18 protein-coding genes and 2 riboswitches are annotated in these 18,603 nt (G+C 71.6%); of the genes, 10 read left to right on the top strand and 8 right to left on the bottom strand.

Going from position 1 to position 18,603, the window contains the following annotated elements:
- Positions 1–99: 99 nt before the first annotated feature.
- The 6 genes from ABT336_RS04360 to ABT336_RS04335 all read left to right on the top strand — a co-directional run bounded on the left by ABT336_RS04360 (position 100) and on the right by ABT336_RS04335 (position 3,300).
- On the top strand, positions 100–480 hold the full coding sequence (locus ABT336_RS04360) for an ArsR/SmtB family transcription factor (RefSeq protein ID WP_350895068.1): 381 nt from the start codon (positions 100–102) through the stop codon (positions 478–480).
- On the top strand, positions 465–1,199 hold the full coding sequence (locus tag ABT336_RS04355; RefSeq protein ID WP_350895067.1) for an aquaporin: 735 nt from the start codon (positions 465–467) through the stop codon (positions 1,197–1,199). The genes ABT336_RS04360 and ABT336_RS04355 overlap by 16 nt, the downstream gene beginning before the upstream one ends.
- Positions 1,199–1,606, top strand: coding sequence for an arsenate reductase ArsC (locus ABT336_RS04350; RefSeq protein WP_350895066.1), 408 nt, complete (start codon positions 1,199–1,201; stop codon positions 1,604–1,606). The genes ABT336_RS04355 and ABT336_RS04350 overlap by 1 nt, the downstream gene beginning before the upstream one ends.
- Positions 1,607–1,759: 153 nt before the next feature.
- The gene (locus tag ABT336_RS04345) at positions 1,760–2,044 is read left to right on the top strand and encodes a type II toxin-antitoxin system Phd/YefM family antitoxin (RefSeq protein ID WP_350895065.1); all 285 of its coding nucleotides are present in this window, start codon (positions 1,760–1,762) and stop codon (positions 2,042–2,044) included.
- Complete coding sequence (locus tag ABT336_RS04340; RefSeq protein WP_350895064.1) at positions 2,041–2,295, top strand: Txe/YoeB family addiction module toxin; 255 nt, start codon at positions 2,041–2,043, stop codon at positions 2,293–2,295. Before ABT336_RS04345 ends, ABT336_RS04340 begins: the two co-directional genes overlap by 4 nt.
- Before the next feature lie 429 nt (positions 2,296–2,724).
- Entirely contained in the window at positions 2,725–3,300 is a 576-nt protein-coding gene (locus ABT336_RS04335; protein WP_350895062.1) for a helix-turn-helix domain-containing protein, read from the top strand.
- A 64-nt stretch (positions 3,301–3,364) separates the two neighbouring features.
- On the opposite strand, the gene ABT336_RS04330 is transcribed toward ABT336_RS04335, so the two are convergent.
- The 3 genes from ABT336_RS04330 to ABT336_RS04320 all read right to left on the bottom strand — a co-directional run bounded on the left by ABT336_RS04330 (position 3,365) and on the right by ABT336_RS04320 (position 7,542).
- A complete protein-coding gene (locus ABT336_RS04330; RefSeq protein WP_350895061.1) occupies positions 3,365–3,835 on the bottom strand; it encodes a DUF1707 domain-containing protein in 471 nt (156 codons plus the stop codon).
- Between the two features lie 169 nt (positions 3,836–4,004).
- Positions 4,005–5,819: an N-6 DNA methylase gene (locus tag ABT336_RS04325; RefSeq protein WP_350895060.1), complete on the bottom strand. Its 1,815-nt coding sequence runs from the start codon at positions 5,817–5,819 to the stop codon at positions 4,005–4,007.
- Positions 5,820–5,892: 73 nt separating this feature from the next.
- Entirely contained in the window at positions 5,893–7,542 is a 1,650-nt protein-coding gene (locus tag ABT336_RS04320) for an exonuclease domain-containing protein (RefSeq protein WP_350895059.1), read from the bottom strand.
- Positions 7,543–7,642: 100 nt separating this feature from the next.
- On the opposite strand from ABT336_RS04320, the gene ABT336_RS04315 reads away from it, so the two are divergent.
- The 3 genes from ABT336_RS04315 (at position 7,643) to ABT336_RS04305 (ending at position 9,814) form a co-directional block, all read left to right on the top strand.
- Positions 7,643–8,176: a DUF4352 domain-containing protein gene (locus ABT336_RS04315; protein ID WP_350895058.1), complete on the top strand. Its 534-nt coding sequence runs from the start codon at positions 7,643–7,645 to the stop codon at positions 8,174–8,176.
- Positions 8,177–8,363: 187 nt separating this feature from the next.
- Entirely contained in the window at positions 8,364–8,954 is a 591-nt protein-coding gene (locus ABT336_RS04310) for a hypothetical protein (RefSeq protein WP_350895057.1), read from the top strand.
- A 44-nt stretch (positions 8,955–8,998) separates the two neighbouring features.
- Positions 8,999–9,814, top strand: coding sequence for a hypothetical protein (locus tag ABT336_RS04305; protein WP_350895056.1), 816 nt, complete (start codon positions 8,999–9,001; stop codon positions 9,812–9,814).
- A 480-nt stretch (positions 9,815–10,294) separates the two neighbouring features.
- Here ABT336_RS04305 and ABT336_RS04300 read toward each other — a convergent pair whose 3' ends face one another.
- From ABT336_RS04300 to ABT336_RS04290, 3 genes are all read right to left on the bottom strand, one after another.
- The gene (locus ABT336_RS04300) at positions 10,295–10,786 is read right to left on the bottom strand and encodes a DUF1707 SHOCT-like domain-containing protein (protein ID WP_350895055.1); all 492 of its coding nucleotides are present in this window, start codon (positions 10,784–10,786) and stop codon (positions 10,295–10,297) included.
- Between the two features lie 112 nt (positions 10,787–10,898).
- On the bottom strand, positions 10,899–11,933 hold the full coding sequence (locus ABT336_RS04295) for a diacylglycerol/lipid kinase family protein (protein ID WP_350895054.1): 1,035 nt from the start codon (positions 11,931–11,933) through the stop codon (positions 10,899–10,901).
- Positions 11,934–12,112: 179 nt separating this feature from the next.
- The gene (locus ABT336_RS04290) at positions 12,113–12,715 is read right to left on the bottom strand and encodes a transglycosylase family protein (protein ID WP_350895053.1); all 603 of its coding nucleotides are present in this window, start codon (positions 12,713–12,715) and stop codon (positions 12,113–12,115) included.
- 17 nt (positions 12,716–12,732) lie between these two features.
- Positions 12,733–12,845, bottom strand: a riboswitch (cyclic di-AMP (ydaO/yuaA leader).
- 298 nt (positions 12,846–13,143) lie between these two features.
- Between ABT336_RS04290 and ABT336_RS04285 the strand changes: the two genes are divergently transcribed.
- Positions 13,144–13,437, top strand: coding sequence for a hypothetical protein (locus tag ABT336_RS04285; protein ID WP_350895052.1), 294 nt, complete (start codon positions 13,144–13,146; stop codon positions 13,435–13,437).
- 103 nt (positions 13,438–13,540) lie between these two features.
- On the opposite strand, the gene htpG is transcribed toward ABT336_RS04285, so the two are convergent.
- Complete coding sequence (gene htpG, locus ABT336_RS04280; RefSeq protein WP_350895051.1) at positions 13,541–15,454, bottom strand: molecular chaperone HtpG; 1,914 nt, start codon at positions 15,452–15,454, stop codon at positions 13,541–13,543.
- 342 nt (positions 15,455–15,796) lie between these two features.
- Positions 15,797–18,088, bottom strand: a complete 2,292-nt coding sequence (gene metE, locus ABT336_RS04275) for a 5-methyltetrahydropteroyltriglutamate--homocysteine S-methyltransferase (RefSeq protein ID WP_350895050.1) — start codon at positions 18,086–18,088, stop codon at positions 15,797–15,799.
- Between the two features lie 128 nt (positions 18,089–18,216).
- Positions 18,217–18,436: riboswitch (cobalamin riboswitch) on the bottom strand.
- Positions 18,437–18,603 lie beyond the last annotated feature (167 nt).

Raw genomic sequence — 18,603 nt, 5'->3', positions numbered from 1 at the left:
CCTGACGAGGGCTCCGGTCACTGCCTCAACCCTTGTCTAGATGGTTTTCGAAGCAAGGCCAAGGTTGCCGCCTGTTTTGATATCTGTCAACCTAGACGCATGTCGAAACAAGACCTGCCGGTGGTCGACTTGGAGGCCGTGGCCTGCTGCGCCCCGATCGCGGTGCGTCCGATGGACGACGACCAGGCGGCGGCGGTCGCCCCGATGTTCAAGGCCCTGGGTGATCCGGTCCGGCTGCGGTTGATGTCGATGATCGCCTCGGTGCCGGAGATCTGCGTCTGTGACCTGACCCCGGCGTTCGGCCTGTCCGGGCCGACCATCTCCCATCACCTGAAGGTGCTGCGGGAGGCGGGCCTGGTCGGCTCCGAGCGGCGGGGCACCTGGGTCTGGTACCGGGTACGCCCGGAAGCCTTCCGGCAGCTCGGCGCGTTGCTGGACATCCCCGCCGCCGCTCAGGCCACTGCGTGCGCCTCGCCCTGACCCGGCGGGCGTCTGCGGAGTTCGCCGGCACGGCCCTGTTGGTCACCGCCGTCGTCGGCTCCGGGATCGCCGCCGCCCGGCTCTCCCCGACCGATGTCGGACTTCAGCTTCTGGAGAACGCGGTCGCTACCGCTCTCGCTCTGGGCGCGCTGATCCTGGTGTTCGGTCCGGTGTCAGGCGCGCACTTCAACCCGGTCGTCTCCGCCGTTGACTGGTGGCTCGGCCGCCGGTTCGGGACCGGTCTGACTCCCCGGGACCTCGCAGCCTACGTCTGTGCACAGGTCACCGGGGCCGTTGCCGGGGCGGTGCTGGCTGCCCTCATGTTCGGGCTTCCGGCGGTCTCCTGGTCCCGTACCGACCGGACCGGCGCGAGCCTGTGGCTGGCTGAGGTAGTCGCCACCGCCGGACTGGTCGTGCTGGTCTTCGCCCTGGCTCGCTCCGGCCGCACCAACGCGGCCCCGGCTGCCGTGGGTGCCTACATCGGCGCGGCGTACTGGTTCACCTCGTCAACCTCGTTCGCCAACCCCGCCGTCACCATCGGCCGCGCCTTCACCGACACCTTCGCCGGCATCGCCCCCACCTCCGTACCCGGCTTCGTCGTCGCCCAACTCCTCGGCGGCCTGGTCGCCATCGCCGCCCTCGCCGCCTGGTACCCCCACGCCGGGCACGCCGCCGACGCCGTGGTCATGCCTCACCCCACCCGAGAGAGCGCATCCTGATGACCCACAAGCCCAGTGTTCTGTTCGTCTGCGTGCACAACGCCGGCCGCTCCCAGATGGCCGCCGGCTGGCTGCGCCACCTCGCCGGCGACACCATCGACGTCCGCTCCGCCGGCAGCGCACCCACCGACCAGATCAACCCCACCGCCGTCGACGCCATGCGCGAGGTCGGCATCGACATCACCGGCGAGACCCCGACCCGACTCACCTGGGACACCGCCGAAGCCAGCGACGTCATCATCACCATGGGCTGCGGCGACGCCTGCCCCGTCTTCCCCGGCAAACGCTACGAAGACTGGAAGCTCACCGACCCCGCCGGCCAACCCCTCGACATCGTCCGCCAGGTCCGCGACGACATCAAGACCCGCGTCACCGACCTCCTCGCCAGCATCGAGCCGCAGAGCTGAGCAACCCCACTCGTCACCATCGGCCGACCTAGTACCGCGGTCGCTCCTGGGCGCAGAGTTCGGCCCGGACGTGCGTGCCGCACCGGACCATCTGACAAGGAAGCCCGGCAAGCTTGTACAAGTTATTGTACGTAACGTTTGGGAGGCAGCAGCATGCGCACCGTTACCTACTCAGAAGTCCGGCAGCACCTGGCCAAGATGCTCGACCATGTCGTGGACGACGCCGAGGAAGTGGTGGTCACCCGGTCCGGCCGAGAGGCGGCAGTCATCATCTCGTTGCGCGAGTACGAGTCGTTGAAGGAGACGGCCTACCTGATGGCCAGCCCCGCCAACGCGCGCCGTCTGAATGAAGCCGTCGAAGAGCTGCGTAACGGGGGTGGGGAGATGCACGACCTGATCGACCCCGACGCCAGTTCGGGCGAGGCGTCGGCAGCGTGAAGGTCCAGTTCGCCGGCCGAGTCCGGGAAGACTATGTGACCTGGCAGGAAGATCGCCAGATGCTCAAACGGGTGAACGCCCTGATCGAGGACATCCGACGCAACGGCCACCAGGGCATCGGCAAACCGGAGCAGCTCCGCGGAAACTGGGCGGGATTCTGGTCGAGGCGCATCGACCAGGAACACCGCCTCGTCTACCGGATCATGGACGACACGGTGCAGATCGCGCAGTGCCGCTACCACTACGAATGAGGTGGAGCACGCCTCCGCCGAGGGCCTGGCCGGTTCGCCCCGACCGGTGCCGCAGCTGCTGGCACCGGCAGAAGCCGCCGGCTCGACAAGTGGTCGCACACGGCCCGTGGGCCTGATGCTGACCCGCACCGGCGGTCCGGGCCGAACACGTCCCATGTCTTGCATGCGCCGCTGCGCCGTCAGTCGGATGTAGACGCTACGATCGTCCGCACAACAGAAAAGCGGGCCCGGCAGGTGTTGGTAGCACCTGTGCTCCGGGCCCTTGATCAGGAAGAGACCCTGACCCGTGCACATCATTGCGCACGTGCGCCTTTGCGCGCACATCACCCCTCGACGGCTCGTCGCCGCCGACAGCGTCCCAGCCTCCGGCCTCCGCGCCCCGCTCCGCACCGGTGCCCCGCGCCGCCCCGCCCCCACCGGGGGTGCCCGATGAGCCTCACCGTCAAGGCCGCGCTCCTCGAATCCCGCACCCTGCCGAAGAACGAGGGCCGCGTACTGCTGGCCATCGCCGCCCACACCAACCGGGCCGGCGACGCCTGGCCCAGCGTGGCCACGATCGCCGAGTACGCCGGCTGCTCCGAGCGGACCGTGCAACGGTGCATCCCCAAGCTGATCCAACTCGGCCGCCTGGTCGTCACCAGGGCCGCCGGGATCGCCACCCGGGTGTACCGGCTCGTCTTCGGCGGGGGTGCCAACCAGAGCGCGGGGGTGCCATTCGACGACCAGACCCGCCAGAACCCGCCCCCTGGGGGTGCCACCGACACCGGGGGCGTGTCACCCGAAGGCGAAGGGGTTTTGAAGCAGAAGCGCGCGGGCGCGCGACGCTGGTGGGGTCGGACCCCGAAGAACAGCAACCGCCACCGCCACCCGGACCCGCAACGTCGAGGTGCCGCGCTGCCGCCTCCGCCAGGTGCCGATCGGTGTCAGCAGCCCGGTCACGTCGGACAACCCGCCGGAGCCTGCGCACCCTGCCGATCCGAAGTTCTCGCCGGAGGCCTTCGCTGAGCGAACACCACGAACCTTCGCGTGCCGCCGGGGTCGCGGCGACCCGGGACAGCGTGGACCGGGGTCAGAGCATCACGAAGAGCAGGATGGTCAGCAGAGACAGGGTGAGACCGGCGGCACCCAGCAGGATGCCGATGACCGCCAGCGGGTAACTGGACGGGCTCTTGAGGCCGGGCCGCCCGAGCAGGATCGCCGCCACCCCGAGCACCCCGCCGATGCCCCAGCAGAGGGCACAGAACAGGGATAGACCACCCAGGACCACCGAGACGACGGCCCAGGGGTAGGCCCGCTGGTCGAGACCGGTGGCGGGCCGTGGTGCGATCGGGGCCACCGGAACGGGGTACGGATACCAGCGGAGCTGGCGGGGCAGGTCGGCCACCTGGCTGGTCAGGTCACCGACGAACCGCGCCCCGTGTACGGCGGACATCCTGCTCTCGTACTCGCCGAGATCGAGGTAGCCCTGCTCCAGGGCCTGCGACAGCAGGTCCAGGACCTGGGTCCGCTGCGCCGTGCCCACCCGCTCTCTCAGGTTCATTACCCGCGTCCGATCTCCCGCCGGAGCCCCAGCCTAGACAGCACGATCAACCGGACCGGTTACCGCGGCTCGCGGCAACAGCAGACGGTTCGGCCCACCCACGACGTCGTGGCCCCGCCGATCCCGCCTGAACATCCCCGCCGTCTTCACCTGACCATCGTGGTGGCCGTCAGAGGTCGCGGTTCGGGCGCAGGGTGCCACTCGCCAGGCCGTCGGCGGCGAGCTGGATCAGCTCCTCCCCCAGCCTCGCCGCCTGGCGTAACGCCGACTCGAAGGCGTCGAGGCGTTTGAACGCCTCGCCCTGGGCGCGTTGGTCGGCCAGCGGCAGTCGGCGCACCTGGGCGCGGCGGATGTCGAACCGCAGCGTGCCGGAGAGGCTGGAGGTCTGCTTCTCGTTGGTCGAGGTGCGTAGCTGGCCGGCGAGGAACCACGGGTCCAGGGCGGCCGGGTTGGGGCGCAGGAGGTGTTCGTTGCGGCCGAGATGTTCACCGGCGGCGGTGATCACCCGGGGGGTGAGCTGCCGGCCGAGCATCGGGACGAGGACGTCGCCCGGGGTGAGCGGGACCTCGGTGTTACCGCTCCGGCTCGGGCCGACCAGTTCCAGGGCGCCGGTGCGGGACAGTTCGGCGACGGTGACGGTCGGGCCGGTCTCGCCGTCGGTGGCGGGGGCGTCCTGCGGGATCAGTGCGGGTAGCTCCTTGACCAGGACGGCGAGCCGGTCGCGGGTGCGGACCAGGTGTTCGCCGGTGCGGGCCGGCTCGGCGGTGGCCTGGCGGCGGGCCGGGGTGAGGTCGGTGTCGTCGTCGAGGAGTTCGATCACCGGCACGGCGCGGGCGAAGCCGGGCTGCTCGACGTCGGCCTCCGGGTCGGCGGTGAACGCCTTCCAGGTTGTCAGGACCCGGGCGGCCAGGGTGGTCAGGTTCTCGCCGTCGGCGGTGTCGACCAGCAGGGTCCGCGCGGGGGGCGGCGCGTCGGGCGCGGGTCGCCGCAGGACCCACAAATGCAGGGGTACGCCGTGCGGGGCGGCCGCCCCGGCGGGGAGTGCCACCACCGCGCGGAGCGCTCCCCGGCGCAGGAGTTCGGCGCGGATCCGTCGCCCGGCCCGTCGGCTCGCCGCTGCCGGGGGCATGAGCAGGACCGCGTGCCCGCCGGTGCGCAGGTGGGCGAGGGCGTGTTGGACCCAGGCCAGTTCGGGTTCGGTACGCGGTGGGGTGCCGTACTCCCAGTGGGCGTACCCGAGTTCGTCGTGTCCCCAGTTGCTGGCCCCGAAGGGCGGGTGGCAGACGACGGCGTCGACTGTGTGTCCGGCGTACGCGTCGGCCCGTAGTGAGTCTCCGGGGTGGACCTCGCCTGTGGTGTCGTGCAGGGCGAGCCAGAGTGCGGCGAGGCGGGCGGCGTCGGGGTCGAGTTCCTGGCCGTGGGCGGCGGTGGCACCGGCGCGGGCGGCGGCGCGCAGTGTCGCTCCGGTGCCGGCGGCGGGGTCGAGGACGGTGCCGCCGGTGACGTCGGCGAGTGCCGCCATCAGGTCGGCGAGGGGGTCGGGGGTGACTGCGGTGCGCCCTCCGGGGCCGGGTGCGGTGAAGCGCTGCCACAGTTCGTCGAAGGCGACGCGGGGGCCGAGTTCGTCGGCGAGGGCGTCGACGGTCGGGGTGTGGTCGCCGAGGCGCGGGTCGGCGGGGGGTGTGGGTTCGCCCCGGTGTCGGGCGAGGAGGCGGGTTCCGGCGGCGGCGAGGACGGCGGGGGCGGTGTCGGGGGTGTGGTCGAGGTGGTGCCAGAGTCTGTCGACAGTGGAGAGTTCGGGGAGTTTGCCCTGCTTGCGGAGCCACTGTTCGACCTGGTGGAGGTCGAATTCGGGGCTGGTGGCGGTGCCGCCCGCCGGTGCGGGGAAGTCGGCGTGCCGTTTGCGCCAGTTGCTGACGGCGGCCCGGCCGACCCCGGCGAGCCGGGCGATCTCCGCTGCGGTGATGGACGGGTTTCCCTGCATTTCCGCAGTGTGCCACACCCGTCAAGCATCAAGCCTGTTGACGCAGTTCACGCCCAAGTGTGGCGGCCACGGGTCAGAAGACCAGGTTCCGTACCAGCTCGACGGCGCCGACCAGGAGTGAACCGGCGAGCAGCGCGACCACGGCGCACCCGCTCTTGGCGTGCGCGGTGGTGGTGTGGACGGCGGACGCCCGGCCGACGGCGGGCCGACCGGCGGCAGAACCCCCGACGGGGGATCGACCGGCGGCCGCCGGGTCGACGGAGATCGGGACGGTGACGGCGGTGGGGACCGCAGCGGTCGGCCGGGGGGCGGCCACCGGGGCGCCGACGGGGAGGGTGAGCGTCTCGCCGAACCGGGCGCGGTACTCCGTCGGGGTCAGTTCCCGGGGCCGCCAGAACTCGTGCCACCGGGGGCCGTGCGCGCCGTCGCCGGTGTCCATCCCGAGCGACCCGGCCTGGTCGGTGCCGGGGGTGGCGACCTCCTCGGCGATCAGGGTGGTGGCCTGCGCGGCCGTCAGGACCGGTACGCCAAGGGTGCCCGCCCGGGCGAGGCGGGGGTCGGCGGCGTCGACGTCGGTGACCACCAGCCGGACGGTCTTGGTGAGCTTCACCGCCACGGTGGCCCCGTGTTCGACGGCGAGGTCGACGGCGGCGGTCACCCCCGGCGAGTCGCCGACGGGCAGGACCCGCCACCCCCGCAGCGGGGCCTCGCGCCGGGCCCGGCTGGCCGCCGCCGCCTCCTCCAGGTCCCGGATCAGGTACGTCGCCCCGAGTTCCTTCGCCGCTCGTTGAAGTTCCCGCAGCTCGGTGGCGGTGACGACGCCGTCGGACTCGGCGTGGGCGCGGTGCACGACGAGGAACTCCTCGTGCACCTGCCAGGCCGTGGACTGGGTGAGCCCGGCCCGACCGGCGAGGTCCGCGAGTTCCATGGCCTCGTCGCCGACGATCCGGCCGTCGGCGAGGGCCCGGGCGAGCCCCGCCCGATACTCGCGCAGCCCGTCCGGGCGCGGCCGGGGCGGATCCACAGTGTACGGAAGCCGGGCGGTCAGGGTGGCGAGCCACCCGTCGCTGCCCTTGCGCAGGCCGACCACCCGGGGAGTGACAGGCGTCGCCCGGGGCTGCGCCGGTAGCGAGGTGGCCGCCAGGCCCCGCCAGGCCAGTGGTTCGGGGGCGGTGCCGACCAGGGTGGCGAGCGTACCGGCCATGGCGCGGGCGACGCCGAGGGCGGAGGGCAGCGCGCTGGGCCACTCTCCGGTGAGGAGGTTCGCCAGCTCCGTCAGCCCGTCGTCGTCCCGGTCGAGGTGGAGTCGGGCGGTGACCTGGGCGCAGAGCCCGGGGACCGGGGGCAGGGCGAGGCCGAGGCGGTCGAACTCGGCGCTGAGGAACCTGTCGACGAAGGCCAGGCTGTGACCCACCACGATCGCCCCACTGAGTCGGGCCAGGAGGTCGTCGGCGATCTCCGGGAAGGTCGGCGCGACGGTGACGTCCAGTTCGGGGTTCGGGTCGGGTTCGCCGGTCGGTGGCCGCACACCGGGGTCGACAAGTGTCGCGTACTCGTCCAGGACGACGCCGTCGCCGCGCATCCGGACCACGGCGATCTCGCAGATCCGGGCCCCGTTGTCCGGGTCGGTGCCGGTTGTCTCGACGTCCACGAAGGCGAAGGTGACGGTCCGTGGGTCGGTTCCGGGCTGCCGGGTGAGGTGGCCGGCGATGAAGATCGACACGTGAGCAGTGTGCCATGCCCGTCAAACGCCATGTCCGTTGACACGGTTCACAGCTAATGCTTTCATTGAGTCCGCCACACAACACCATGGAGGTTGACTGATGCGCAGAACCACGTTGCTCGCCCTGACCACCGCCGGACTCGTCGCACTCGGCTGCGGAGCCGGGGCGACCGGCGAGGTCAGCGGCACCGCCGACGGCACCGACACCGGCGGAGGCGGTACCGACACCCGGAAGGTCGCCGCCATCGGTGAACCCGCCCGGGACGGCAGGTTCGAGTTCACAGTCACGTCCGCGAAGTGCGGCGTCGACAAGGTCGGCTCCGGGCCGCTCGGTGCCACCGCCCAGGGCCAGTACTGCCTCGTCGAACTCACCGTCGAGAACATCGGCAATCAGGCCCAACTCCTCGACGGCAGCAGCCAGAAGGCGTACGACGCCAAGGGCACCGAGTACTCCACCGACACCGAGGCCGCCCTGTACGCCAACAAGAAGGCCGAGACCTTCCTCAACGAGATCAACCCCGGGAACCGGGTCACCGGCGTGATCGTCTTCGACGTACCGAAGAAGGTGAAGCTCACCGAGGTGAAGCTGCACGACTCCTTCCTCTCCGGTGGCGTCACCGTCTCCCTGGACTGACCCGCCCTCGCCGATCCGGCGGCGTCACCGTCTCCCCTGAACCGACCCGCCCCCGCCGATCCGGCGGCGTCACCGTCTCCCCTGAACGGACCCGCCCTCGCCGGAGCCCTCCGCAGACGATCCGGGGCGGACGCCCGCCGCCCGCCCCGGATCACCACTTCTCGTCAGTCCACAAGGGAGTCAGACAATGGTCGAAACGTCCGACGACGTCGCCCCGCAGCCCCGGTCCGTCGCAGAAGCCGGCAGTCGTCGGCTCGAACCCCGCGTCCTGGTGGTCGGCGGCGTCGCGCTGGCCGCCACCCTCGCCGCCGGAATCGGCATCGGCACCCTGATCGGCGCGCGCACCCCGATCGGTGAGGGCACCGCCGCCGACAGGGTCGCACCCTCCACACCCGCCCCGAGCACCACCACGACACCGGCCACCAGCGCCGTGGCCGCCACCACCAGTCCCCCGCCCCTGCCCACGCCGACAGCGGCGGCGTACGGGACGCCGACGAAGGACGACTTCCGGCTCAAGGTCAAGGTGCTGCGTAAGCAGTGCTTCGGAAGCGCCGGCTGCAACGTCAACTTCCGGGTCGACGTCACCTACACCGGCGCAGAGCTCGACCCCTCGACCACCTACGAGGTCACCTACCAGGTCAAGGGTGCCGAAGACCCGATCGTGAACACCTTCGAGGTGACCGGATCCTCCGCCTCGGTGGAGAGCGAGGAGTCGACGAGCACGGCCCGCTCGGGTGACCGGCTGACCGCCGTCGTGACCTCGGTGTCCGAGTACTGACCCCCGTCACCACGCGACCCCTTCACCACGTGCGAGGAGGCACCGTGCGATTCGACGAGTTCGACGAGACCGTCGGGCTGCTCCCGGTAGGACTGTCCGACCGGGTCCGCGTCCTACGGCCGTACCTGTCCCGAACCGGCTGTCAGGAGTGCCGCCGGATCGCCGAACCGGTCGAGGCGGCCCTGCTGGCCGCCCGCTACGAAGAGATGTCCGGCAGTGTGCACCTGGTCGAGACGGCCGAGCTGCTGGCCGCCGGGCACACCCACCCGCAGGTGCCGGGGCCGAGCGGCGGGCGCGGCCGGGTGGCCCGCTGGGCGGGTCGGCGCGGTGGGCCGGTCGCCGCGACCGACGCGAGCTGGAAGCACCACTGCGGCGGCATCGGGTACGTGACCGGCGACGGCCGGTTCGGGCTACGCGGCCGACGGCGGGACCGGCTCGACCCGACCGGACCGTCCCGGGTGCTCGTCGACGAGCTGCGGGCGGTGGAGTACCTGCTCACCGACGGCACCGTCCCGCCCGGCCTGACCGTCCTGGTCGACAGCGTGCCCGCACTGCGTTTCCTCGACCGGTGGCAGCGCGCCGAGGACGGGATCCACCTCATGCCGGACGGGTACAGCCTCCGTCCTCGTCGCAACGGCGCACCGCCCACCCTGGTACGCCTCGCCCGCCTGGTCGGCACCCGTCCGGACCTGCGCTTCCGGCACGTCCGGGCGCACTCCGGGCACCCCCTCAACGAAGCCGCCGACGGGTTGTCCCACCTGGCCCGTCGCAGCATCGAGGAACGGTTCGACCCGTACGCCCGGGCGTACGGCCTGGTCGACGCGTTCCTGCGGGACTGGCACACCGCCGTCGCGGACTGATCCACCCCGTCATCCGACCCCTCGAACGGAGCAGAACCATGATCGGAAACCACCGCACCGCCGACCGGACCGCCTCCCTGCCGACGGCCGTGAGCCGTCTCGCCGACATCGGCCCCGGTCCCGGTTTCACACCGACCCGACGCGGCTCCTGCGACACCCCTTGACAGTCCGACGTCGGCGTCGGCGTCGAGCAGACACACGTCGAATGGACGGCCGGGATCAGCGACACCCTCGTCCCTGGACAGGCGTCGACCCGTCCGGCCCGTCGACCTCAGCGTCCGAAGGCAGGCGTCGACCTCGTATCCGCTGGGCGAGACCACACACGCTTGCAGATCTCGGTAGGAGACGGCCCTCGCAGGGGCCACTTCCTTCCAAGATTCTCGACGGGAAGGGGGTTCTGACGGTGACCCGTCTGGGCGGGGGTTCTGACGGTGACGCGTCTGGGCGGGGTTCCGGCGGTGACGTGTCGGGCTGGGCGGGTCAGGACTGGTCGGGAATCGGTTCGCCGAAGACGAGGATGCCGATGGCGCAGATGGAGAAGACGATGCCGACAGCGCCGAGGATGACGCCGGTCAGGGCGAGGTTGTGGTTACGGGCGCTCTTGAGACCGGGGCGCCCGAGCAGGATCGCGGCCACCCCGAACAGGGCGCCGATCCCCGCGCAGAGCGAGGCGACCACCGAGAACCCGCCGAGCGCGACCGAGGCGATCGTCATCGTCCGGGTGCGCTGCTCGGGGTCGACGGTGACCTGCGGGTTGGGCGTGGCGGCGGAGGCCTGGTGCGGGTGCCAGTGAAACTGACGGGGCAGATCGGCGACCTGCCCCGTCAGGTCGCCGACGACCGTCGCGCTGTGGACCGCCGCCATCCGGCGTTCGTAGTCGGCCAGGTCGATGTAGCCCTGTTCGAGTGCCTGCGACAGCAGTTCGAGAACCTGGGTCCGCTGTGCCGTGCCCACCCGCTCGTTCAGATCCATCGGTGAATCCTGTTCCTCCGTCGCCGGTCACCCCGGTGATTCCTGATGATCACCGGGGGCCAGCCTAGCCAGGAGACACCATCGATCCCACACCCCCTGGACGGGGAAAGCCTTACGCCTGTTGGGTTTCCGGGCAGCAGACGGTCAGCGCCGCCGGGACGACCTTCACCTTGAGCCGGTTCGTCTCACCCCGGGCACCCCCGTCGAGTTCGTACGTCCTGGGGGCGTCGAGGCGTACCTTGATGCTGCGTCCCCGGGTGATCCGGACGAAGGGGGACTCCTCGGAGCGCCCGGCGGCCATCCGGCCCAGGGTGCGGGCCCAGTCGACAGCGCCGCTGGCGGTGGCCACCCCGACCTCCAGGGCACCGTCGTCAGGGCGGGCGTCGTCGAAGGCGGGGATGCCGCCGGTGATGGTGCCGACGTTGCCGAAGAGCACGCAGCTGGCCTCTCCGTCGAACCAGTCGCTGCCGTCGATTCTGATCCGGGTCCGGACGCACTCGCCGCGCACGTGTCGCAGCCCGGTCAGGACGTAGGCGAGGCGGCCGAGGCGGCCCTTGAGGTTACGGTCGGCGTCACGGATCAACTCGGCGTCGAACCCGGCACCGGCCATCACCGCGAAGTGTTCCCCGTTGACCTTGCCCAGGTCGACGGTGCGGCGCGGGCCGTGCAGACCGATCCTGACCGCCTCGGGCAGGTCGGTGGGGATGCCCAGGTTGGTGGCGAAGAGGTTGGCGGTCCCGGCCGGCAGGACGGCCATCGGGACCCCGGATCCGGCCATGGCGTCCGCACTGCGCTGGACGGTGCCGTCGCCGCCCCAGACGAAGACCAGTTCGGCCCCCTCGTCGAGGGCCTTACGGACCTTCTTCGGCGCCTTGCGGCTCTTCGGCACCTCGTACCAGAGCAGGTTCTTCACCCCCGCGCCGACCAGGGCGGCGCGGAGTTCGTCGAGCCCGCCGCCGAAGGTCTTCTTACGGTGTGCGACGACGGCCACGGTGCCCAGCGTCGTCGTGCCACCCGCCCGATCGGTGCCGCCCGCCGGATCGGTGCCGACGGGGTCCGTGGCGGCCGGGTCGGTGGTGGTCGAGTCGGCGGTCGGGTCGGGGCGGGCCGGGTCCGTGGGGCGCTCGTCCAGGGTTTTCGTGCTCATGGTTGTCGCTGGTACCCCACCGGCGACGTCACTACGCGTGTCCACCCTGGAGATACCCGCGCGGGGACGGAACCCAGCGCCCAGGTGGGCGGAGAACCGGACGGTCCGGCACGACCGGCGGGGAAGGGCGGCGGGGAACCCGGCCGGGAGGTGCGCCCCGGCCGGGTTTCGCCTCGACGTCAGAGGGTGAGCCGCTGACCGGGGATGATCAGGCCCGGGTCGTCGCCGATGACGTCCTTGTTGCGCTCGTGCAGACCCTGCCACCCGCCGGTGACGTCGTGGGCGGCGGCGATCTTCACGAGGGTGTCACCGGCCTCGACGACGTACGTGTCCCGGTCGGTGCTGCGCGACGCGGGCTGCTCGGCGCGCTGGGCGGCGGCGTCGGCGGCGGAGGTCGACCCGCCCGAGGGGGAGACCGGGCCACCCAGGGGGCCGCAGGTCGGCCAGGCCCCGATGCCCTGGCCCTGCAGGACCTGCTCGGCGACGGCGATCTGCTGGGCGCGGGTGGCCAGGTCGGCGCGGGTGGCGTACTGGAGGCCGCCGTACGCCTCCCAGGTGCTCTGGACGAACTGCAGGCCACCGAAGTAGCCGTTGCCGGTGTTGATGCTCCAGTCGCCGCCGGACTCGCACTGGGCGATGGCGTCCCAGTCGACGCTGTCGGCGTGGGCGGGAGCGGCGGTGCCGAACACGGCGGCGAGGCCGGTCACGGCACCGACGGCGAGGGTGCCGAGGATCCGTCGGGGGGTGCGCAGGGCGCGGGACGAGGTGGTTCGAGTTGCCATGGGGTTCCTCCACGCCGACGAGGTGAGCTGTCGGGTTCGGGCCGAGGAGCCCGGCCGCCGGTGGGCGGCTTCACCCCGAGGTGACGTGCACCGTGGAACCTGGGTCCCCCGCTCCATGCCCTGTGGTGGAGTGTTCCGCGGAGCCGGGGGCATGGATTGGGCGTACTCCGGCGGGCGGTGTCCGCGTCGGGCGGACCCGTACGACGGTAGGGGTGGCCCGGGGCGGGTGCATACGCTGCGTGAGGTTGTTCACCAGGCCACACGGGGAGGGGTTGCGAACTCGCCGCTCAGGCGGCATTCTGCGCCTTCACACACCTCTGACCAGGGCATCCGTGTCGACCGTCACCCAACTGTGACGGGTCGGAACGGTTAGAACAGGGGTTGAGTGGTGAGGGTTAAGGGGACATCGCGTACGAGGGGGGCCGCTCATGTCCAGTTCCACCGGATCCGACCGGCGCGACGCCGTGCCGGCGGGCGTGACCGACACCATGCTGTGGCGACAGGCGATCGTCGTCGCCGAGCAGCACCGGGATGCCGCGCAGGGGCAGTGCCGGAACCTGCAGTGTGCCGACGGCCCGCAGCCGTGCGCCGCCTACACGTGGGCGCGGCGGGCGTTGCAGCTGGCGTACCCGGCCGAGCAGGAGCAGCAGCACGTGGAGCGGCCCGCGTTGGCTGCGGTCGCACCGCCGCCCCGCTACCCCGGCTCGGTCGCGGCGGCCTGAGTCTCACGACGCCGGGCGGGGTGACACCCGGCGTCGGGCCGTGACGTCTCGCGGGTCCGGTGCGGCAACACCGGGCCCGCGAGACACGTCTGACCGGAAAAGATCAGAGGGTACGGGCCAGCCGGTCGGCCAGGAGCCGGGTGAACCGGGCCGGGTCGGTCAGCTCCCCGCCCTCGGCCAGCAGCGCCATGCCGTACAGCAGCTCGGCGGTCTCGACGAGGGCGGCCGGGTCCTCACCCTGCTCGTGGGAGGTACGCAGCCCGGCGACCAGCGGGTGGGTCGGGTTGAGTTCCAGGATCCGCTTCACCGGCGGGACCTCCTGACCCATCGCCCGGTACATCTTCTCCAGGGTCGGGGTCATGTCGTACGCGTCGCCCACCACGCACGCCGGTGAGGTGGTCAGCCGCGAGGAGAGCCGGACCTCCTTGACGTTCTCGGCGAGCTTTTCGGTGAGGAAGGTCAGCAGACCGGCGAACTCCTGGGTGCGCTGCTCCCGCTCGGCCTCGGCCTCCTTCTTCTCCTCCTCGGTGTCCAGGTCGACCTGGCCCTTGGCGATGGAGCGCAGCGACCGGCCGTCGAACTGGCCGACCTGCTCCACCCAGACCTCGTCCACCGGGTCGGTGAGGATGAGCACCTCGTAGCCCTTGGCCCGGAACGCCTCCATGTGCGGGGAGTTCTCGATCATCGACCGGGACTCACCGGTGGCGTAGTAGATGTCGCCCTGGCCGTCCTTCATCCGCTCGACGTACCCGGCGAGGGTGGTCAGCTCCGCCGGGTCGTCGGTGGAGGCCACCGACACGATCTCCAGCAGGGTGTCCCGGTTGTCCGGGTCCTCCAGGAGACCCTCCTTGAGGGCCCGACCGAACTCGGCCCAGAGGGTGCGGTACTTCTCCTCGTTGTTGGCCTTCAGGTCCTTCACCGTGGCGAGGATCTTGCGGACCAGGCGGCGGCGGACCACCTGGATCTGCCGGTCCTGCTGCAGGATCTCCCGGGAGATGTTCAGCGACAGGTCGTGCGCGTCCACCACACCCTTGACGAAGCGCAGGTAGTTGGGGATCAGCGCCTCGCAGTCCTCCATGATGAACACACGCTTGACGTAGAGCTGGACCCCCCGCCGACCCTCCCGCATGAACAGGTCGTACGGGGCGTGCGCGGGGATGAACAGCAGGGCCTCGTACTCGAAGGTCCCCTCCCCCCGCATGTGGATCGTCTCCAGCGGGTCGGTCCAGTCGTGGCTGACGTGCCGGTAGAAGTCGCGGTACTCCTCCTCGGCGACCTCGTCGCGGGGACGCGCCCAGAGCGCCTTCATCGAGTTGAGGGTCTGCACCTCGCTGGTGACCGCCCCGTCCTCGCCGGTGCTCGACACGGTCATCCGGATCGGCCAGGAGATGAAGTCGGAGTACCGCTTGACGATCTCCCGGATCTTCGCCTCGGCCGTGTAGTCGAAGAGGTTGTCCTCGCTGTCCTCCGGCTTGAGGTGCACGGTGACGGAGGTGCCCTGCGGGGCGTCGTCGACGGTGGCGATCTCGTACGTGCCGCCGCCGGTCGACTCCCAGCGGGTCCCCTCGGTCTGTCCGGCCCGCCGGGTGACCAGGGTGACCCTCTCGGCGACCATGAAGGTGGCGTAGAACCCGACACCGAACTGGCCGATCAGTTCCTGGGAGGCGGCGCTGTCGCGGCTGTCGCGCAGCTTCTGCAACAGCTCGGCGGTGCCCGACCGGGCGATGGTGCCGATCAGCGCTACCACGTCCTCGCGGGACATCCCGATCCCGTTGTCCCGGACCGTCAACGTCCGGGCCTCGGGGTCGGTGACCAGCTCGACGTGCAGGTCACCGGTGTCGACCTGGAGGTCCTTGTCGATCATCGACTCCAGACGCACCTTGTCCAGGGCGTCGGAGGCGTTGGAGATGAGTTCCCGCAGGAAGACGTCCTTGTTCGAATAGATCGAATGGACCATCAGCTGAAGCAGCTGCCGGGTCTCCGCCTGGAACTCCAGCGTCTCGATCCGATTACTCACGTCATCCTCCCGCAGTGGTACCCGGTAACGGGCAAAAGGATACGGCGTGCTCCCCCGCCGTCGCTGTCCGGTCAGCACCCCCGGAAAGGAGGGGCCCCTTCTTAACGCCTGCGGTAGACAGGGGCACCCTTCTCACACCCTTCGAGGCGGGGAGAGCGGCCGGGCACCGCCGACGGGGTCCCGTACCCCGTCGGCGGTGCCGTCGGTCAGTCCCGTCCAGCTGCGGTGTCCGCCGGTGCGACGACCGGCAGATCGGCACCGACCGGCACATCGACACCCACCGGCAGATCAACCCCGGCCGGCACATCGGCACCTACCGGCAGATCAGCACCGGGCGGCAGATCAGCCCGCGGCCGGCACATCGGCACGGACCGGGAGTTCGGCACGGACCGTCCGGGCGGCCCGGACCAGGGCGGCCAGCGCCGGGCGTACCTGGTCGTAGCTGCGGGTCTTGAGGCCGCAGTCCGGGTTGACCCAGAGCCGGTCGGCGGGCACGACCGCCACCGCCCGCCGCAGCGCCGCGGTCACCTCGTCGTGGTCGGGCACCCGGGGCGAGTGGATGTCGTAGACCCCGGGACCGACGCCACGGGTGTAGCCGACGGTGGCGAGGTCGTCGAGGATCTCCATCCGGGACCGGGACGCCTCGATGCTGGTGACGTCGGCGTCTAGGGCCTCGATGGCGGGGAGGACCTCGCCGAACTCCGAGTAGCACAGGTGGGTGTGGATGGCGGTGGCGTCGGCGACCCCGCTGGTGGCGAGCCGGAACGCCGCGACCGCCCAGTCGAGGTAGGACTCGTGGTCGCGGCGGCGCGGGGGCAGGAGTTCCCGCAGCGCCGGCTCGTCGACCTGGACGATCCGGATCCCGGCGGCCTCCAGGTCCCGGGCCTCGTCGCGCAGGGCGAGGGCGACCTGCCGGGCGGTCTCCGACAGCGGCTGGTCGGCGCGGACGAACGACCAGGCGAGGATGGTCACCGGGCCGGTGAGCATGCCCTTGACCGGCCGGTCGGTCAGCGTCTGGGCGTAGCTCGACCAGCCCACGGTCACGGGGGCCCGGCGGGACACGTCGCCGTGCAGGATCGGCGGTCGGACACAGCGGGAGCCGTACGACTGCACCCACCCGTGGGCGGTGGCGACGAACCCGTCGAGGTGTTCGGCGAAGTACTGCACCATGTCGTTGCGTTCCGGTTCGCCGTGGACGAGGACGTCCAGGCCGAGGGTCTCCTGTTCGGCGACGACCCGGGCGATCTCGGCGCGCATCCGGTCGGCGTACCCGGCGTCGTCGAGGCGGCCGGCCCGGTGTTCGGCGCGGGCCCGACGGACCGCGTCGGTCTGCGGGAACGAGCCGATGGTGGTGGTGGGCAGCAGTGGCAGTCCCAGGCGGGCCTGCTGGGCGGCGGCCCGGTCCGGGTGCGGGCCCCGGCGGGTGTGTTCGGGGCGGAGTGCGTCGAGGCGGGCGCGGACGGCGTCGTCCCGCCAGGCGGCCGGGGCCGGTGGCGCTGCGGCGGGCAGGGCGGCGACGCCGTCGCGCAGTGCCCGGCCGAGGAGGACCACCTCGTCGACCTTCTGTCGGGCGAAGGCCAGCCGGTCGCGGACCTGCGGGTCGAGGTCGGTCTCGGCGTCGAGGTCGACCGGGACGTGCAGCAGGGAGCAGGAGGTGGCGACGGCCACGGTGTCGGCGAGGCCGGTGAGGGTGGCCCCGACGGCGGCTGCGGCACGCAGGTCGGTGCGCCACACGTTGCGCCCGTCGACCAGGCCGGCGACGACGGTCCGGCCGGGGATCGGCCCGTACCCGGCGAGGCGGTCGAGGTCGGCGGGACCGGCGACCAGGTCCAGGCCGACCGCCTCGACCGGGGTGTCCAGCAGGGCCGGAAGGGCCTCCCCCAGCTCCCCGAAGTAGGCGGCGACGAAGAGGGCGGGACGGCGGGTCAGGTTCCCGATCCGGGTGTACGCGGCCCGGAGCGCGTCGATCTCGGCGTCGGTCCGGTCGGCGACGTAGGCCGGTTCGTCGAGCTGCACCCAGGGCACACCGGCGTCGGCGAGGGCGCCGAGCAGGTCGGCGTAGACGTCGACGAGGTCGTCGAGCCGGTCGAAGGGGGTGAACCCCTCGGGGGCGTCGTCTGTCGGCTTGGCCAGCAGGAGCAGTGTCGCCGGGCCGACCAGCACCGGACGGGTGGTGATGCCGAGCGCCTCGGCCTGGGCGTACTCCTTCAGGGGTTTGCCGGGGCGGGCGGTGAGGACGGTCTCGGGGCCGATCTCCGGGACCAGGTAGTGGTAGTTGGTGTCGAACCACTTCGTCATCTCCAGCGGCGGCTCCTGCGCGGTGCCCCGGGCCATGGCGAAGTAGGTGTCCCGCTCGTCGAGACCGAGCCGACGGAACCGCTGGGGTACGGCGTCGACCGCCACGGCGGCGTCGAGAACGTGGTCGTACAGGGAGAACGTGTTCGACGGTACGGCGGACAGGCCGGCGTCGCGCAGCGTGCGCCAGGTCTGTTCGCGCAGGTCGTCGGCGACGGCGTCCAGGGCTGCCGCGTCGAGGCGGCCGGCCCAGTAGCCCTCCAGGGCGCTCTTGAGCTCCCGGTGCGGGCCGATGCGGGGATAGCCGAGGACGGTACTGGTACCGAATGGTGTGGTCATGACGCCTGGGATTCCTTCCCTCGAGGTCCGGGCGGTGCGAGCCGGCGGATCGAGGAGGGCAGGGTCGGGCACGGTACGACGACCGGCCTCGCCCGGGCCCTCCCACGGGGCCGTCGGCGGCGTACGCGGACGCGCACGCGGTGCGGGCAGGTCTTCGGACTCGCGGGCGTGACCGGTGCACCCGGTCTCCTAGTGGCCGTCGCTTCCCAGACCCTTGCGGGTCCAGTGCCGATGACGGCGGTCGTTCCCACTCACCGCTGCGGGGCAGTCCCGGATTCGCACCGGGTTCCCTCTTACGACGCCCCACACCTGTGGTGGGTGGGGCGAACCAACACTGCCGACCATCGTACGGCGTGCACCCGGTCCGGTCGATCGAGGTCTCGGCGGGCGGGACCCGTGGCGGGGGGGGGGGGGGGGGGGGGGGGGGGGGGGGGGGCGGGGGGGGGGGGGGGGGGCGAAGACAAGAAAAAACCAAAACACCAGACACAGAGCTATGTAGGGAGTGATGATGTTTA

This window comes from Micromonospora sp. NPDC000207 (genome assembly GCF_040300925.1).
Lineage (GTDB): Bacteria > Actinomycetota > Actinomycetes > Mycobacteriales > Micromonosporaceae > Micromonospora.
The sequence above is the reverse complement of the archived record's forward strand: the minus strand, read 5'-3'. Positions and strand labels throughout refer to the sequence as shown.

Bases quoted from the DNA above. Each gene is read 5' to 3' on its own strand.
- ABT336_RS04360 (WP_350895068.1), top strand. From the start codon at position 100: ATGTCGAAACAAGACCTGCCGGTGGTCGACTTGGAGGCCGTGGCCTGC.
- ABT336_RS04350 (WP_350895066.1), top strand. From the start codon at position 1,199: ATGACCCACAAGCCCAGTGTTCTGTTCGTCTGCGTGCACAACGCCGGC.
- ABT336_RS04345 (WP_350895065.1), top strand. From the start codon at position 1,760: ATGCGCACCGTTACCTACTCAGAAGTCCGGCAGCACCTGGCCAAGATG.
- ABT336_RS04335 (WP_350895062.1), top strand. From the start codon at position 2,725: ATGAGCCTCACCGTCAAGGCCGCGCTCCTCGAATCCCGCACCCTGCCG.
- ABT336_RS04330 (WP_350895061.1), bottom strand. From the start codon at position 3,835: ATGAACCTGAGAGAGCGGGTGGGCACGGCGCAGCGGACCCAGGTCCTG.
- ABT336_RS04325 (WP_350895060.1), bottom strand. From the start codon at position 5,819: ATGCAGGGAAACCCGTCCATCACCGCAGCGGAGATCGCCCGGCTCGCC.
- ABT336_RS04315 (WP_350895058.1), top strand. From the start codon at position 7,643: ATGCGCAGAACCACGTTGCTCGCCCTGACCACCGCCGGACTCGTCGCA.
- ABT336_RS04310 (WP_350895057.1), top strand. From the start codon at position 8,364: ATGGTCGAAACGTCCGACGACGTCGCCCCGCAGCCCCGGTCCGTCGCA.
- ABT336_RS04300 (WP_350895055.1), bottom strand. From the start codon at position 10,786: ATGGATCTGAACGAGCGGGTGGGCACGGCACAGCGGACCCAGGTTCTC.
- ABT336_RS04295 (WP_350895054.1), bottom strand. From the start codon at position 11,933: ATGAGCACGAAAACCCTGGACGAGCGCCCCACGGACCCGGCCCGCCCC.
- ABT336_RS04290 (WP_350895053.1), bottom strand. From the start codon at position 12,715: ATGGCAACTCGAACCACCTCGTCCCGCGCCCTGCGCACCCCCCGACGG.
- ABT336_RS04285 (WP_350895052.1), top strand. From the start codon at position 13,144: ATGTCCAGTTCCACCGGATCCGACCGGCGCGACGCCGTGCCGGCGGGC.
- metE (WP_350895050.1), bottom strand. From the start codon at position 18,088: ATGACCACACCATTCGGTACCAGTACCGTCCTCGGCTATCCCCGCATC.